The organism is Kribbella sp. DT2 (assembly GCF_049844575.1).
Lineage (GTDB): Bacteria > Actinomycetota > Actinomycetes > Propionibacteriales > Kribbellaceae > Kribbella.
In genome coordinates, this window is record NZ_JBNCLH010000002.1 from 481,129 (window position 1) to 495,397 (window position 14,269).

Annotated in this window: 12 protein-coding genes and 1 tRNA gene; 8 read left to right on the forward strand and 5 right to left on the reverse strand. The window is 69.8% G+C overall.

What is annotated here, in order from left to right; translation table 11 throughout:
• Window positions 1-62 precede the first annotated feature (62 nt).
• Together ACLQ2O_RS11015 and ACLQ2O_RS11020 are read left to right on the forward strand one after the other, a co-directional pair.
• The gene (locus tag ACLQ2O_RS11015; RefSeq protein WP_425829975.1) at window positions 63-1,010 is read left to right on the forward strand and encodes a HAMP domain-containing sensor histidine kinase; all 948 of its coding nucleotides are present in this window, start codon (window positions 63-65) and stop codon (window positions 1,008-1,010) included.
• Entirely contained in the window at window positions 1,007-1,651 is a 645-nt protein-coding gene (locus ACLQ2O_RS11020) for a response regulator (protein WP_425829977.1), read from the forward strand. Before ACLQ2O_RS11015 ends, ACLQ2O_RS11020 begins: the two co-directional genes overlap by 4 nt.
• A gap of 68 nt (window positions 1,652-1,719) precedes the next feature.
• On the opposite strand, the gene ACLQ2O_RS11025 is transcribed toward ACLQ2O_RS11020, so the two are convergent.
• Window positions 1,720-4,569: an ATP-binding protein gene (locus tag ACLQ2O_RS11025; RefSeq protein WP_425829979.1), complete on the reverse strand. Its 2,850-nt coding sequence runs from the start codon at window positions 4,567-4,569 to the stop codon at window positions 1,720-1,722.
• 220 nt (window positions 4,570-4,789) lie between these two features.
• On the opposite strand from ACLQ2O_RS11025, the gene ACLQ2O_RS11030 reads away from it, so the two are divergent.
• Both ACLQ2O_RS11030 and ACLQ2O_RS11035 read left to right on the forward strand, forming a co-directional pair.
• Window positions 4,790-7,735: a S8 family serine peptidase gene (locus ACLQ2O_RS11030; protein WP_425829981.1), complete on the forward strand. Its 2,946-nt coding sequence runs from the start codon at window positions 4,790-4,792 to the stop codon at window positions 7,733-7,735.
• 140 nt (window positions 7,736-7,875) lie between these two features.
• Entirely contained in the window at window positions 7,876-8,652 is a 777-nt protein-coding gene (locus tag ACLQ2O_RS11035; protein WP_425829983.1) for a phytanoyl-CoA dioxygenase family protein, read from the forward strand.
• A 124-nt stretch (window positions 8,653-8,776) separates the two neighbouring features.
• Here the strand turns inward: ACLQ2O_RS11035 and ACLQ2O_RS11040 are convergent, their stop codons facing one another.
• Window positions 8,777-9,124 carry a TraR/DksA family transcriptional regulator gene (locus ACLQ2O_RS11040; RefSeq protein ID WP_425829985.1) on the reverse strand — a complete coding sequence of 116 codons (348 nt, stop codon included), beginning with the start codon at window positions 9,122-9,124 and terminating at the stop codon, window positions 8,777-8,779.
• A gap of 26 nt (window positions 9,125-9,150) precedes the next feature.
• On the opposite strand from ACLQ2O_RS11040, the gene ACLQ2O_RS11045 reads away from it, so the two are divergent.
• Window positions 9,151-9,456, forward strand: coding sequence for an NIPSNAP family protein (locus ACLQ2O_RS11045; RefSeq protein ID WP_425829987.1), 306 nt, complete (start codon window positions 9,151-9,153; stop codon window positions 9,454-9,456).
• Between the two features lie 54 nt (window positions 9,457-9,510).
• On the opposite strand, the gene ACLQ2O_RS11050 is transcribed toward ACLQ2O_RS11045, so the two are convergent.
• Both ACLQ2O_RS11050 and bla read right to left on the reverse strand, forming a co-directional pair.
• Entirely contained in the window at window positions 9,511-9,714 is a 204-nt protein-coding gene (locus ACLQ2O_RS11050) for an antitoxin (RefSeq protein WP_425829989.1), read from the reverse strand.
• Window positions 9,715-9,888: 174 nt separating this feature from the next.
• The gene (gene bla, locus ACLQ2O_RS11055; protein WP_425830940.1) at window positions 9,889-10,818 is read right to left on the reverse strand and encodes a class A beta-lactamase; all 930 of its coding nucleotides are present in this window, start codon (window positions 10,816-10,818) and stop codon (window positions 9,889-9,891) included.
• A 94-nt stretch (window positions 10,819-10,912) separates the two neighbouring features.
• On the opposite strand from bla, the gene ACLQ2O_RS11060 reads away from it, so the two are divergent.
• The 3 genes from ACLQ2O_RS11060 (at window position 10,913) to ACLQ2O_RS11070 (ending at window position 12,935) form a co-directional block, all read left to right on the forward strand.
• A complete protein-coding gene (locus ACLQ2O_RS11060; protein ID WP_425829991.1) occupies window positions 10,913-11,851 on the forward strand; it encodes a LysR family transcriptional regulator in 939 nt (312 codons plus the stop codon).
• Window positions 11,848-12,726 (forward strand): serine hydrolase, encoded by an 879-nt coding sequence (locus ACLQ2O_RS11065; protein WP_425829993.1) that lies wholly within the window; start codon window positions 11,848-11,850, stop codon window positions 12,724-12,726. Before ACLQ2O_RS11060 ends, ACLQ2O_RS11065 begins: the two co-directional genes overlap by 4 nt.
• 123 nt (window positions 12,727-12,849) lie before the next feature.
• A tRNA-Leu gene (locus tag ACLQ2O_RS11070) sits at window positions 12,850-12,935 on the forward strand.
• On the opposite strand, the gene ACLQ2O_RS11075 is transcribed toward ACLQ2O_RS11070, so the two are convergent.
• On the reverse strand, window positions 12,917-14,218 hold the full coding sequence (locus tag ACLQ2O_RS11075; RefSeq protein ID WP_425829995.1) for a recombinase family protein: 1,302 nt from the start codon (window positions 14,216-14,218) through the stop codon (window positions 12,917-12,919). The two genes, ACLQ2O_RS11070 and ACLQ2O_RS11075, sit on opposite strands and share 19 nt — an antisense overlap.
• Window positions 14,219-14,269 lie beyond the last annotated feature (51 nt).

The window sequence follows — 14,269 nt, forward strand, 5'->3', positions numbered from 1 at the left end:
GCTACCACCCACGTTCGGCGGGCTGCGTGGACACGGCGGACGCACTGGGCGAAGGTGGAGCGATGACCTCTGGGATGCGGCTACCTCTGTACTGGCGGGTCTGCCTGATCAACGGGCTGCTGTTCGTGGTCGGTACGTCGGCGCTCGCGTTCCTGCCCGTGACCGTGTCGGCTCGGGTCCTGGTGTCCGAGGCGATCGTGCTCGTGCTCGGGCTGGCTGCGATCGTCGGGCTGAACTCGTTGCTGCTGCGCACGAGTCTTGCCCCGCTCGACCGGCTCGTACGAATGATGGACGAGGTCGATCTGCAGCGGCCCGGGCAACGGTTGCCGGAGGGTCGCAGCGGGGTGGCGACGAAGCTCGTGCGGAGCTTCAACGCGATGCTGACCCGCCTGGAGACCGAGCGCGGCACGAGCAACGCGAAAGCGCTCGCGGCCCAGGAAGCGGAGCGGCACAGGATCGCGCAGGAGCTGCACGACGAGATCGGGCAGAGCCTGACCGCCGTACTGCTCGGGCTGAAGCGGTTGTCCGACCGGGTGCCGGAGGAGCTTGCGGACGAGTTCCGGCTGGTGCAGGAGACGACGCGCGCCGGGCTGGACGAGGTCCGCGAGGTGGCGCGCCGCTTGCGGCCCGGCGTACTGGAAGACCTTGGGCTGCACAACGCGCTCGCGGCGTTGGCGACCGAGTTCTCGTCGCACGGCATGCGTGTACGACGGGTTTCGTCGCCCGGGTTGGCGCCGCTGGCGCCGGAGACGGAGCTGGTTATCTACCGGGTCGCGCAGGAAGCGCTCACCAACGCGGCAAGGCACTCAGGCGCTACCGAGGTCGAGGTCTCCCTGCTCCGGCAGGGCTCGGAGGTGGTACTGGTGGTCGAAGACAACGGCCGGATGGACGGACTCCAAGAAGGAGCAGGAATTCGGGGAATGAGAGAGCGCGCTCTCCTCGTCGGCGGCAAGCTGCGGATCGGTCCTGCCCAGAGTGGGGGAGTCCGGGTGGAGCTGAAGGTCTCATGATCCGCATCCTGCTGGCCGACGACCACGCGCTGGTACGACGTGGCGTGCGGCTGATCCTGGACAGCGAAGCCGATCTGACCGTGGTCGCCGAGGCGGGCGACGGCGCGGAGGCGGTCGAGATCGCGCGCACGACGCCGATCGACCTCGCCGTACTGGACGTCGCGATGCCCCGGATGACCGGTCTGCAGGCGGCCCTGGCGCTGTCGCGGCGGCGGGAACCGCCCCGGATCCTGATGCTGTCGATGTACGACCACGAGCAGTACTTCTTCGCCGCGCTCAAGGCCGGCGCGTCCGGCTACGTGCTCAAGTCGGTCGCCGACCGTGACCTCGTCGACGCCTGCCGGGCCGCCGGCCGTGGCGAGTCGTTCCTCTACCCGGGCGTGATGAGCACGCTCGTGCGCGACTACCTCGACCGGGTACGCCGGGGGGAGCGGTTGCCCGGCCAGGTGCTCACTCCGCGTGAGGACGAGGTGGTCAAGCTGATCGCCGAAGGCCACTCCTCGAAGGAGATCGCCGGCGCGCTCACGATCAGCGTCAAGACCGTCGAGCGCCACCGGGCCAACATCCTGCAGAAGCTCGGCATGCGCGACCGCACCGAGCTCACCCGGTACGCCATCCGCGCGGGGCTGATCGAGCCCTGACAACGCTGAGCCGATCGAGCACGCCCGCCGCTTCGCGCGAACGCAGCCGGGTGATCCCTCTGCCAGCGTTAGCGGGCCAGCTCGGCCCGCGAACTCACCCCGAGCTTCCGCAGCACCTTCGCGACATGCTGCTCCACCGTCCGCGGCGACAGGAACAGCACCTCGGCGATCTCCCGGTTCGTGTGCCCGCTCCCGAGCAGCCGGGCGACCTCCTGCTCCCGCGGTGACAGCTCGGTCCCGTACCCCTTACGCCCCCGCCGCGACGGCGCCGTCGCACCCCGGCTCCGCAGCTCGTGCCGGCACCGAGCAGCGTCGTACGTCGCCCCGAGCTGATCGAACGAGTTCGCCACCACAGCAAGCTCCGCCAACCCAGCAGGCTCGTCGGCCACCAGCTCACACCGCGCCGCCCGTTCAGCGACCAGCGCAGCGAAGTACGGCGCCAACAGCTCGGCGTACTCCCGCTGAGTCGCGCGATAGAGCGCGATCGCCGCCGCCAGCTCCCCGTCGGCTTCAGCCATCTGCGCCCGCCCGCACCGCACGGCGATCCGGCTCAACGGCGCATCCAGCCCGTCCACCTCGAGATCCAACTCGTCCAGTACCCGCTGCGCATCGTCACGCCGCCCAGCAGCGAGCAACGCCGCCAACGCGGCAGGCACGATCTCACCCGCCCAAGCCCAGACCTGCTTACGCCGCAACAGCTCCAGCCCACGCTCCGCCGACTCCAGCGCGCCAGGAAGCCGCCCGCGCGTCAGCTCCATCCACGTCTGCAACGCGAACCCACCCAACGCGACCGGCGCGATCGCGTCCGCCGGATTCGGCACGCCCGTCGCGGCCAGATGCTCGGCCGCCTCACCCCACTCACCGCGCGCCACCGCCAGCCCGGCCAGCGCGAGCGACACCTCGCTGGTCACCGGAAACAGATCCCGGTACTCATCAAGCAGCTGCCCAGCCCGCTCGTCCAGCCCCGCCCACTGCCCGGTGATCCAATCTACCCGGGCCTGCGTCGACCGCGCCGTACTGACCACGAACGGCGCACCGGAGTCGGTCGCGAACTGCATCCCGCTCCGCAGCAGCTTCCCGGCCGTCGCCAGCTCCCCGATCGCGGCACAGGCATCCGCCAGGTTGCAGTGCAAGCGGGCGAGCTGCCGCTGCTCGGCCGGCTCCTCGGGCGGCCGGTTCAGTACGGCGAACGCCTCCCACACCCGGCCGTCTCCGGTGTGCAGCCGCGACGCCAGCAGGTTGGCCTGCAGCGAGGTCGTGAGGACGGGATCGGTCGACGTCCGCAGACCCTCCTCGGCGCGCAGGGACCAGCGACGAGTCTGTTCGAGCGACGCCGTCCCCAGCCAGGGCTGCGCGAGCACGGCGACGCCCTTCGCCACGAGATCGGGACGCGCCCCCAGGTCAGGGATCGCGCGTTCGATCTCGGCGCGGCCGGCCGCGACTCCGCCGTCGGCGCGGATCAGCAGCAGGCCGGCGTACAGACGGACCTCACCCCGTACGGCGGGGGAGAGGCGGTGGTCGGTGAGCAACCGCCGCAGCGTGTCCATCGGATCGGTCTGGTCAAGCCCCGTGTACGCCGCCAGACCGAGCTTGGCGGCCAGCCGGTCGACGGCAGCGCTGGGCAGATCCGGCTCGGCGAGCAGCCGCTGGAGCAAGCGGGTGGCCGTCGCGGTGTCGCCGATCTCGGTGCCGCGGTCGGCGGCTGATTCGGCGTACCGGCGCCAGTCCTCGGTCCGGCCGGCCAGGCGGCTGTGCTCGGCCAGCTGCAACTGCGGTTGCGGATCCGCGGCGACGAGCAGATCCGCGATCCGCCGGTGCAGTCCCTGCCGGCGCGGACCCGGCAGGCTGTCGTACACGGCCTGCCGGCCGAGGGCGTTCCGGTACGCGTAGCGCCCGTCCCCGGCCTCCCGCAGGACGCCGGCCGAGAGCGCCTCGGTGAGCGCTCTCTCGACGAGATCCGGCGGCAGTTCGGTGATCCCGCCGAGCAGCTCGGTCGTGACCGGTACGCCGAGCACCGCGGTCGCGCAGCTCACCGCGCGGGCCTCCGGGGCGAGGCTCGACAGGCGCTCGGACATCGCGTCCCGCAGCAACGCGGGCACCTCGACGTGATCGAGCAACCGCTGGGTCGTCCGGCTGTCGATCGGCTGCGGCAGCGTGCGAACCGCCTCCTCCACGACGAACGGGATGCCCGCGGTCCGCTGGTAGAGCAGCGTGGCCAGGTCGGTGCCGATCGTTTCCGCACCGAGGATCGCGGCGGTCAGCGCCCGGACGCCGGCGACGTCGAGCGGTTCGAGAGCGACGACCGCGCTGGGGAGACCGACAGGCGGCCGGTACGCCGTACCAAGTGGTGGTCCGGTGGTCAGATCCTCGCGGCGGTAGGTGACGACGACCGACAGGTTGTCCGGCGGATCGGTCATCAGGAAGCGCAGCAGCTGGCGCGACCCGTCGTCGGCCCAGTGCAGGTCCTCGATCACCAGCAGCGCAGGGCCTGCCGACGCCAGCAGTTCGCGGACCGCCCGGAACACCTGGTGCCGTTCGGTGGCGGGATCGCCTGCCGGGCGCAGTGCCGCGGGGAACCGGTCGGCGAGCTCCGGCAGCAGCGGCCGGAGTACGGCGGTGAGCGGCGAGAAAGCGCTCTCTGCGTTCTCCGGGAAGTTCCTCAACGCCTCGATCACCGCGCCGTACGGGAAGGGCTCCCGCAGTGGTTGGCAGTAGCCGATCAGGCGGTGCAGTCCGGCGGTCTCCGGCTGCTGCAGGAGTTCGCGGACCAGGCGGCTCTTGCCGATGCCGGCCTCGCCCTCGATCAGCGCGACCGACGCACCGCGCCCGACCGTGCCGGTGAGCAGGCGCAGCTCGGTCTCCCGGCCGACCAGCACCGGTGAACTCGTTCGGACCAACCGATCGATCGCGCGGGCCATGGGCAGCTCCCCGTCCAGGTGGAGGTGAGCCTAGACCCCCGCGGCGGCAGGGGACACCGATCGCGCGTGTCCAAAAGTCGCGTACCCCTACGTACTGCCGCCCGGATTGTTCGGCTCCGGGCCGCGGGCAACAGTGTCCGGACCGGTCGCCCCGCCCCTTTCGTCCCCGGCGGCCGCGCCCCGGCGGCCGCCCGCCGCCGGGGGACCGAACGGAGATGACATGACCGCCCATCTGTCTGTGCGCTACGGCGCCTTCGGCGCGATCGCGTGCCTCGGCCTGGCGCTGCTCGGCCCACCCACCGCCGGCGCGGCCACCGTGCCCGAGAACCTGACCCCGAGCCCCTCGATCCGCGGCGCCGGAGCGCCCGGCACGATCCCGGGCCAGTACATCGTCGTACTGAAGGACGGCGCCCGCAGTACGGCGTCGACCCTGGCCACCCGGTACGGCGGCCGGGTGAAGCTCACCTACACGACCGCGCTGCGCGGCTTCTCGGCCCAGCTGTCCGAGGCCGAGGCACTCCGACTGGCCGCGGATCCCGAGGTCAAGTACGTCGAGCAGGACGGCATCGCCAAGGCCGTCGACAGCCAGCGCAACCCGACCTGGGGCCTGGACCGGATCGACCAGGCCAAGCTGCCGCTGGACCAGGCCTACACGTACGCGACGAAGGCCTCGAACGTCACGGCGTACATCGTCGACACCGGCATCTACAAGACGCACTCCGACTTCGGCGGACGCGCCGCCGACGGGTACGACTTCATCGACAACGACGCCGTTGCCCAGGACTGCAACGGCCACGGCACGCACGTCGCTGGGACGATCGGCAGTACGACGTACGGCGTGGCCAAGGGCGTCGCGCTCGTCGGCGTCCGGGTGCTCAACTGCCAGGGGCAGGGTGAGTGGTCGCAGGTGATCGGCGGCATCGACTGGGTCGCGAAGAACGCGAAGAAGCCCGCCGTCGCGAACATGAGCCTCGGCGGCGAGGCGAACTCGTCGGTCGACGACGCGGTCAAGCGCGCGGTCGCGGCCGGAGTCAGCTTCTCGGTTGCTGCGGGCAACGACAACGGCGCCAACGCCTGCAACACCACCCCGGCCCGTACGCCGGAAGCGATCACCGTCGGCTCGACCGACAACCAGGACAACCGGTCGAGCTTCTCCAACCTGGGCTCGTGCCTGGACCTGTTCGCGCCCGGCTCGGGCATCACCTCGACCTGGAACAACGGCGGGACGAACTCGATCAGCGGTACGTCGATGGCCACTCCGCACGTCGCCGGCGCGGCCGCGCTCTACCTGGCGGGCAACCCGACCGCCACCCCGGCCGCGGTCGCCTCGGCGCTGACCACCAACGCGACCCCGAACGTGGTGAAGAACCCGGGCAGCGGCTCGCCCAACAAGCTGCTGAACACGACCTTCATCGGCGGCGGCGATCCCGAACCGCCGACCTGCGCGGGGGGCGCGAGCACCGAGGACGCGGCCGTCCCGGACGCCGGCGCGGCCGTCTCGACCGCGACCACGATCACCGGTTGCGACGGCAACGGCACCAGCGCGACCAGCGTGAAGGTCGACATCAACCACACCTACACCGGTGACCTGCAGGTCGACCTGGTCGCGCCGTCGGGCGCCGTACTGAATCTGCGTCGTCCTGGCGGTGTCGGATCGGCCGACGGGCTGCACCAGACCTTCACCGTCAACACGGCGGGGGAGAAGCGCAACGGCACCTGGAAGCTGCAGGTGAAGGACGTCTACCGCTTCGACACCGGCACGCTCGACGGCTGGTCTCTCAACTTCCAGCCCGCCGCGCTGAGCTACGAAGGCGACCTCGTACCGGCACGGCGAGGACCGGGTGCGGCGTTCTACAACGGGCAGAACGCGACCCTGAGCGAGTTCCCCGCGATCATCGCCGGGCTGCGGGCCGGCGGGACGCGGCCGCAGGGCCAGACCTGCACGGGCTCGGTGATCGCGCCGCGCAAGATCCTGATCGCCGCGCACTGCGCCGACGCCGCGGGGGAGAAGAGCTTCCTGTACGGGCTCGACGACCTGAACGCCGGCGGCGGCACGCGGGTCGCCGTGGCCGACTACAAGAAGCACCCGAAGTACGTGAACTTCGACCAGGGCTACGACGTCGCGGTGGTCACCACGGCCGCCGATATCCCGGTCGCCGGTGGTCAGTACGCCCAGGTCGCGACCTCGGCCGACGCCGGGCTGGAGCGTCCGGGCGGCAGCGGGCTCGGCTTCGGGTACGGCAAGAAGGACTTCGACGACACCAGCCGCGACGTCACGCTCGACAAGGCGACGCTGCCGGTGGTCGACGGCTCGCAGGTCTGCAACGGGGTCGGCGCCGGGTTCAAGCCCGCGACGATGGTCTGCGCCGGGTACGCCGACGGACGCACCACGATCCTGCCGGGCGACAGCGGCGGACCGTTGATTGTCCAGGGCAAGGTCATCGGGGTCGCGTCCTGGAGCCGGTCGGACTTCCGCTGGTACAGCGTCTACGGGCGGCTGACCAACGAGATGGGCGACTGGGTCAAGCAGCAGATCGGCGATGCTCCGCCGCAGGCCGACTTCCGGATCGGCGTCCAGCCGGCCGCGGTGAAGGTTGCTGGCGGCAAGTACATCTCCACCACGGTGACCAGCACGGCGGGGCAGGGCGGCGCCGAGAACGTCAGCCTGACCACGTCCGGTCTGCCCTCGGGAGCTTCGGCGACCTTCCAGCCCGAGTCGATCAGCAGCGGCGCGGCCGCCAAGCTCACGCTGGAAGCCGGTACGGCGGCCGCCGGCAACCACTCGGTCACGATCACCGGCACGAACGCCGCCGGAAAGACGTCGACGGCGACGCTCACCCTGACTGTTGAGGGTGACCAGCCGCCGACCGGCGACGTACAGGTCACCGCGACGCCGTCGAGTGGTTCGGTCGCTCGTGGGCAGCTGGCGCAGACCACGGTCAAGGCCTCTGGTGGGACCGGCAGTCTGACGCTGACCGCCACCGGGGCTCCGGCGGGGACGCAGGTGTTCTTCAACCCGGCGACGATCGGGCAGAACGGGTCCAGCAACGTCTGGTTCTTCACGAACTTCCAGACGCCGGCCGGGACCTACCCGATCACGCTCACCGCGCGGTCGGCGGACGGGAAGACGGGGACCACGCGGTACACGCTGACCGTCACGCGCTGACCGGCGGGAACCGCTCTCTTCGCGGGAACGCCGGGTCACCCTTCGTGGTGGCCCGGCGTTCGGGTCGCGCGGCGCGCGTCGTACGGGCAAGCTTGGCTCTGGGAAATCCTTTTCCAACCGCGTGAAGAGAGGACCGACTGATGCTCGAGCCCGTCGTCGGCAAGGGGCCACTGACCGAGACCGACCGCTTCATCTTCGAGTCGTGGGGCTACTTCATGATCCCCAACGTCCTGACCAAGGAGGAGGCCGCCGAGGCCTACGACGTTTCGCAGCGCCTGCACCAGAGCCGGGACCGCGAGTTCGGGCAGATCGGCCGGACGTACGAGAGCGAGCCGGTGCTCGAGCGGCTGATCGATCATCCGGACGTCCTTCCGAAGGTGCAGGGCCTGCTCGGCGACCGTTTCGTGCTGCAGGCCGGCTGGAACACCATGCAACCGGCGCACGGCGGCAACGGCGGCTGGCACCAGGACGGATCGTCCGCCTTCGACTTCAAGGACCTCGGGTACCCGGTGCCGCTGATTCAGCTCCGGGTGTCGTACCTTCTCACCGACCAGACCGTGCCGGGCATGGGCAACATGGAGCTGATCCCGGGCAGCCACCGCTCGCGAGTCGCTCTCCCCGACTCGATCCGGGAGAGCAAGGGCGACATCTCGATCGGCCATGTCATCTGCGCCGAGGCCGGGGCCGCGCTGGTGTTCCACAACGGCGTCTGGCACCGGACCTTCCGCCACGACGGCGACCGCGACCGCTACACGACGCACTACGTCTACAGCCCGCCGTGGGTCCGCGCGGCCGACCGCTTCACCAACGACCCCGAGTTCCTCGAGCGCACCACACCCCTGCGACGCGCCCTGATGGGGGAGTTCGCCCGGCCGGACGCCCCGTTCGGCGCCAACTACGAGCCGCTCCCGATCTGAGGCCCACTTTGAGCACCGCTCAGCCGCCCGAACCCTGATTTTCTGGCCGGCCGGTGCTCAAAGTTGCCGGGGCGAGGCGGTTCGCGACGCGGACCGCTCGTTCCTGGCGCCGGCGGTGCGGCCGTCAGGTCGCGCACTCGATGCAGGTGGTCGCCGTCGGCCGGGCCAGGAGCCGGTCGACGGCGATCGGGCGTCCGCAGGTCACGCACACGCCGTACGCACCGCTCTCCAGCCGCTTCAACGCGCTGTCCAGCTCCTCCAGACGTGTGCGGGCGTCCTCCAGGAACGTTCCCGTCTGAGACCTCTCGAACGCGATCGTCGACCCTTCCGGATCGTGCTCGTCGTCGGTCGACACCAGCCGCGACGCCTCGACGATCGCCTCGAGATCACCGGAGAGCGCGTTCACCCGTTCCGCCGCGCGGGCGCGCTCGGCCGCGAGCAGCGCGCGCAGTTCGCCGTCGGCGGGTGTCATCCGGTCTCCTTCAGTACTCTGCGCCCATGATCACCTGTGTTGTCGACTACGTCATCGACCCGGCGAAGGTCGAGCAGTTCGAGGAGTTCGCGCAGCGGTGGATCGAGCTGGTCAACCGGCACGGCGGGACCCATCACGGGTACTTCCTGCCCGCGGAAGGCTCGTCGGACAAGGCGCTGGCGCTGTTCAGTTTCCCGAGCCTGGCGGCGTACGAGGAGTACCGGAAGCTTTTCGGCGTTGATCCCGACTTCATCGCGGCCGACAAGATCCGTGACGAGTCCGGCTGCGTGCTGCGCTACGACCGGTCGTTCATGCGGCCGCTGCTGTCCTGACACGCGGACGGGCCGCAGGCGAAGTGCCTGCGGCCCGTCCGAGAGGTGGCGCAACTACTGGATGTCGTCGTCCTGACCGTCCAGCCCGTCGAGCTTGTCCTTGGCGAAGTCCGTGCCCTTGTCGATCTTGTCGCCGTGCTCGCCGCCGGTCTTGTCGTCGGCCATGTCACCGGCCTTGTCGAGCCCGTCGCTGACCTTGTCGCCGTGGTCGTCGACCGCGCCGGTGGCCTTGTCCTTGAGGTTGTCGAAAACGCCCATGTCGCCGGACTTCCTTTCCTGAAGATTGTCGCGCCTGGCGGTCCATCGCCCCCTCCGCAGGGCACGTGACCGAGGCACTTCTGACAGGTCGTACGACGCTCTGGTGCCCATCGGGTCCGTTGCCAAACGCAAGCGGCTCGTGACAGTCCTGTTGCCTACGGCATCAGGCAGCGTTCAGGAAAAGGTGGACGCGACAACCTTCGCCGCCTCGGCGACCAGGCGGTCATCGTAGTCCGCGTCGGCCGCCCCCAGGTTGGTGAACACCGCGAGCACGATCGGCGCCCGCCCCGGCGGCCAGACGACCGCGATGTCGTTGCGTCCGCCGTACGTCGACGCGCTGCCGGTCTTGTCGCCGATCACCCATCCCTTCGGGAAGCCGGCCCGGATCAGCTTGTCGCCGGTGGTGTTCGTCCTCAGCCAGGTGGTCAGCTGGGCCCGCTCCGGCTCGGCCAGCACGTCACCGAGCACGAAGGCGCGCAGGTTCTTGGCGAAGGCGCGCGGCGTACTGGTGTCGCGGGGGTCCTTCGGGTCCCACACGCTCATGTCCGGCTCGAGCCGCTCCATCCGCGTCGTGTCGTCGCCGAGCTGCTGCAGGATCGTGTCCAGCGCCTTGGGACCGCCGAGCTCCGCGAACAGCAGGTTTGCGGCGGTGTTGTCGCTGTAGCGGACGGTCGCGTCGCAGAGGGCGGCCAGCGTCATGGCGGTGTGCTTCTCGGTGACGGGGGAGTTGGGGACCAGGTCGGCCTTCGAGTACCTGATCACCTTGGTCATCCCGGCGAGCTTGTGCTTGCGCAGAACGGCGCCCGCGGCCAGCGCTTTGAAGGTCGACGCGTAGGCGAACCGGGCGTCGGCGTTGTACGCGATCTCGCGACCGTTGCCGGTGTCAACAGCGTGGACGCCGACGCGCGCGCCGTACTGCTTCTCCAGCTGCTTGAACTGCCCGACGTACGGCGTGGTTGTTGCTGTTGCTGTTGGTGTGGCCGTCGTGCTGACAGGTGCTGCGCCGGAGTCGTCTGAGGCGTCGGCACCACAACCGGCGACAGACACCACCGCCAACGCGATCACCGCCGCGAAGATCCTGCGAGCTCTCTGCTGCTGAATGATCAACCTCCCGATCCGGCTCGTCCCCTGCGGCGAGCTGTGCACCTACTCCACCCGCTCGAACCCATGCAGGTCCAATGCGCAAACGCTCGTCCTGATGCTGATTCGGCATAGCATGGCGCAGGTGGACCTGGTCGGAGCAAGTCGAGCTTTCGTCAGCGTGAGCGAACGGGGCAGCTTCACCGTCGGCGCCGCCGCGCTGCGGATGTCCCAGTCGGTCGCGTCCCGCCGCGTCGCCGCCCTCGAGGAGCGGTACGGCGAACGCCTCTTCGAACGCACAGCCCGTCGAGCCGTCCTCACCCCGTTCGGTCGCGAACTGCTGCCCGCGGCCCGCCAGCTCGTCCGTGCTGCCGACGTACTGGACCACGAGGCCGAAGTCGCCAAGCGCCGCCCCTGGCGCCTCGCGGTCCCCACCACCTGCGCCACGACGTCCCTGGCCCACCTGATCGCCGAGGCTCGCCTGCACGACGTCGTACTGGAGGTGCAGGTCGCACCCGCTGCGGAGCGAGCCGAGCTCCTCCAGACCCAGCAAGTCCGAGCCGCCCTTGTGGCAGCCCCAGCGGACGAGGCCCACTGGTCGGTTCCGCTGGGCCTGGCCGGCGACCTGAACGTCAGCCGCGTCTACATCGCAACCCTCCGCCCATCCCGTACGACGTCCAGACGCGCGACCTCCGCGGTGGCGACGGTCGGGCCGCGGGCGAACGCCGGGGTTCGCCGGATCTGGATCCAGCCCGAGGACGACGTACCGCACATCCGGGACCCGCTCACCCGCCTGCGTGACGCCGCCGGTCTCCGGCCCACGCAGGTCGCGGTCGCCCCCGACCTGACCACCGCGGCCGCCGAGGCGCTCTGCTCCCGCGACCTCCTGCTCTGCTCACCCGACCAGGCCCACGACCTCGGCCTGACCTGGCGCCCGATCGGCGACCTCACCCTCACGCGCGGCTTCGCCCTCACCGCCGCCCCCGCGGTCGACGTCGCCTTCCTCCACACCCACCTGGCCGACGCCGTCGCCCGATGCCTCGGAGTACCCCAATGACCGAAAGCCTGCTCCGCGACGTACGGCAGGACCTCGCCGACGGTGGCCTCGAGGCCTCGCTCCTCGTCCGCGACCTGCGAACCGGTGACGAGCTCGGCCTCGACCCCGACGTACAGGTGCCGTCGGCGTCCCTCGTGAAGATCCCGCTCGCCCTGGCGACCCTCGAACGCATCCACCGCGGCGAGCTCGACGGCACCCAGACCATCGAAGTCCCACCCGGCCAGATCACCACCCCCGGCCCCACCGGACTCAGCCGCTTCCAGCACCCGTCGTGGATCGCCGTCGACGACCTGATCTACCTGAGCACCTGCCTCAGCGACGGTACGGCGGCCGACGCGCTCTTCGCGCTCACCCCACCGTCGTACGTCACCGACCTCCTCCGCTCCTGGGGTCTGGAAGGCATCTCCGTCCGCCACGCGATCAGCGACCTCACCGACACCCTCGCCGCCCGCCTCGACGAGACCCACCTCGCCCACACCCTCGCAATAGATGCCGGCAGCAACATTTCCCAGCTCGACCCGACCCGCGCCAGCTCCGGCAGCGCCCGCGCCTACACCAACCTCCTCGAAGCCCTCTGGACCCCGTGCGCCATCCCCGCGCCGATCGCCGAGACCGTCCGCACCCTGATGGCCCACAACCTCCACCGCCAGCGCCTGGCCCCCGACTTCAGCTCCGACGCCACCACCTGGTCCTCCAAGACCGGCACCCTCCTCAACCTCCGCCACGAGATCGGCGTCGCCGAACACTCCGACGGCACGACGTACGCCGTCACCGTCCTCACCCGCTCCGCCGTCCCCGCCGCCACCCAGCCCGCCGCCGAGTCCCTGATGTCCACCGCCGCCCGCACCCTCCACGACCACCTCCGCCAGCGCTGAACCACCAGCCCCACCAGCCCCACCGCCCTCCCCACGACACCCCCAACCCCCCGATGTGAATTTCCCCCAAGACCTTTGCTACTGTTCTCCGGTCGGCGCCACTAACAAGTGCGCGGACCACCCGTCCGGGTGGCGGAATAGGCAGACGCGCTAGCTTGAGGTGCTAGTGCCCTTTACGGGGCGTGGGGGTTCAAGTCCCCCCTCGGACACGGACCTTATTCACACGCGGGCTGATGGAGACATCGGCCCGCATTTGTGCGTCGTCGTACGTAATCCACAACCCGAGCGCCTTGTAGAGCTCGGCTAGATCCTCACGTTTCGCCTCGTTGAGCACGTGGGCCATGTCACCGAGTTCAGCGGCCATCTGGCGGATCTCCTGAGCGGTCAGTTGCTGGGATGGCTCGATAGCGGCGAGCATGGCTTCAGCGGCCCTCTTCTCGGCGGCAGCGGCGTTGTACTGACTTGCCAGCCCCTCGGGGTCCCAGCCGGCTTTGAGCGCCCGCTGTAGCCGCACCTTGGTCGCCTCGGCCGCTGCGATCCGCTGACGAGCAGCCACCATCTGTGCCTCGGCCTGGTCGTCCTCCTCGGATCCGGCAAGAGCGATCACCGTGCTCTCCAGATTCACCGGGCTGAAGAGGCCGGCGATCCATGCGTTGATCGGCCGGGTCAGCTGCTCTTCGCGCACGTAGACCGTCGGCGGATGATCGAGGGCGATCCGTGTGTCCGGCAGAAGGGTTCGTGCCGGGCAGCGGTAGAAGATGGCGTGGTTACGAGGAGCTGCTTCCATCTTGCGACCGCAGAGTGAGTGTCGGATCGTCGACCGCAATACGCAGACGTGCTTTGCGACGACCGTGGTCCTTTCCCGCTTGGAGTAGTCGGCAACCCCAGCGCCACGCCTTGCTCGCAACTCCAGCTGAACCCGCGTGAAGTCCTCGACTGAGATGATCACCGAGTGGGCAGGCTCCCGCGATCGCACGATCTTCGCCTGCGCCGACCGCCGAAACCGCACGATGTGGCCGGCCGCGACGTCTTCAGGATCAAGCAGCTCCTCGACCTTCTGCCAGCGCCCGTAGATGGCATACGCGGTGTAACGAGGGTTATCCAGGATCGCTCGCACTGTGCTGTGCTGCCATCCGTCCATCTTGCGGTGCCGGTTCTGCGAAGGAGTCTGGGCCGAAGGGCAGGGGACGTGCTCGGAGTTGAGTATCGCGGCGATCGCCTTTTGTCCCAGCCCCTCAAGGTACAGCGCGAAGACCCGCTCCACCACCGGCGCCGCGATCTCGTCGATCGCCAGCACCCGCAGCCGATGCCCCTGCTGCGCCTTCCGCGGATTCGGATGCGGCCCCGCGTCCACGACTACATACCCGTACGGCGCGCGCCCACCCTGATGCTTCCCGTCGATCAGGACCTGCGCTGCCATCGCCGCCCGAGTCCGCCGCTGCACATGCTGCCGTTCACTTTTCGACAACCCGCTGGTGATCGTCATCGCCATGTCGTGCACCGTGTTCTCAGGATCGAACCGACCCCCAAGACTCGGAATCCA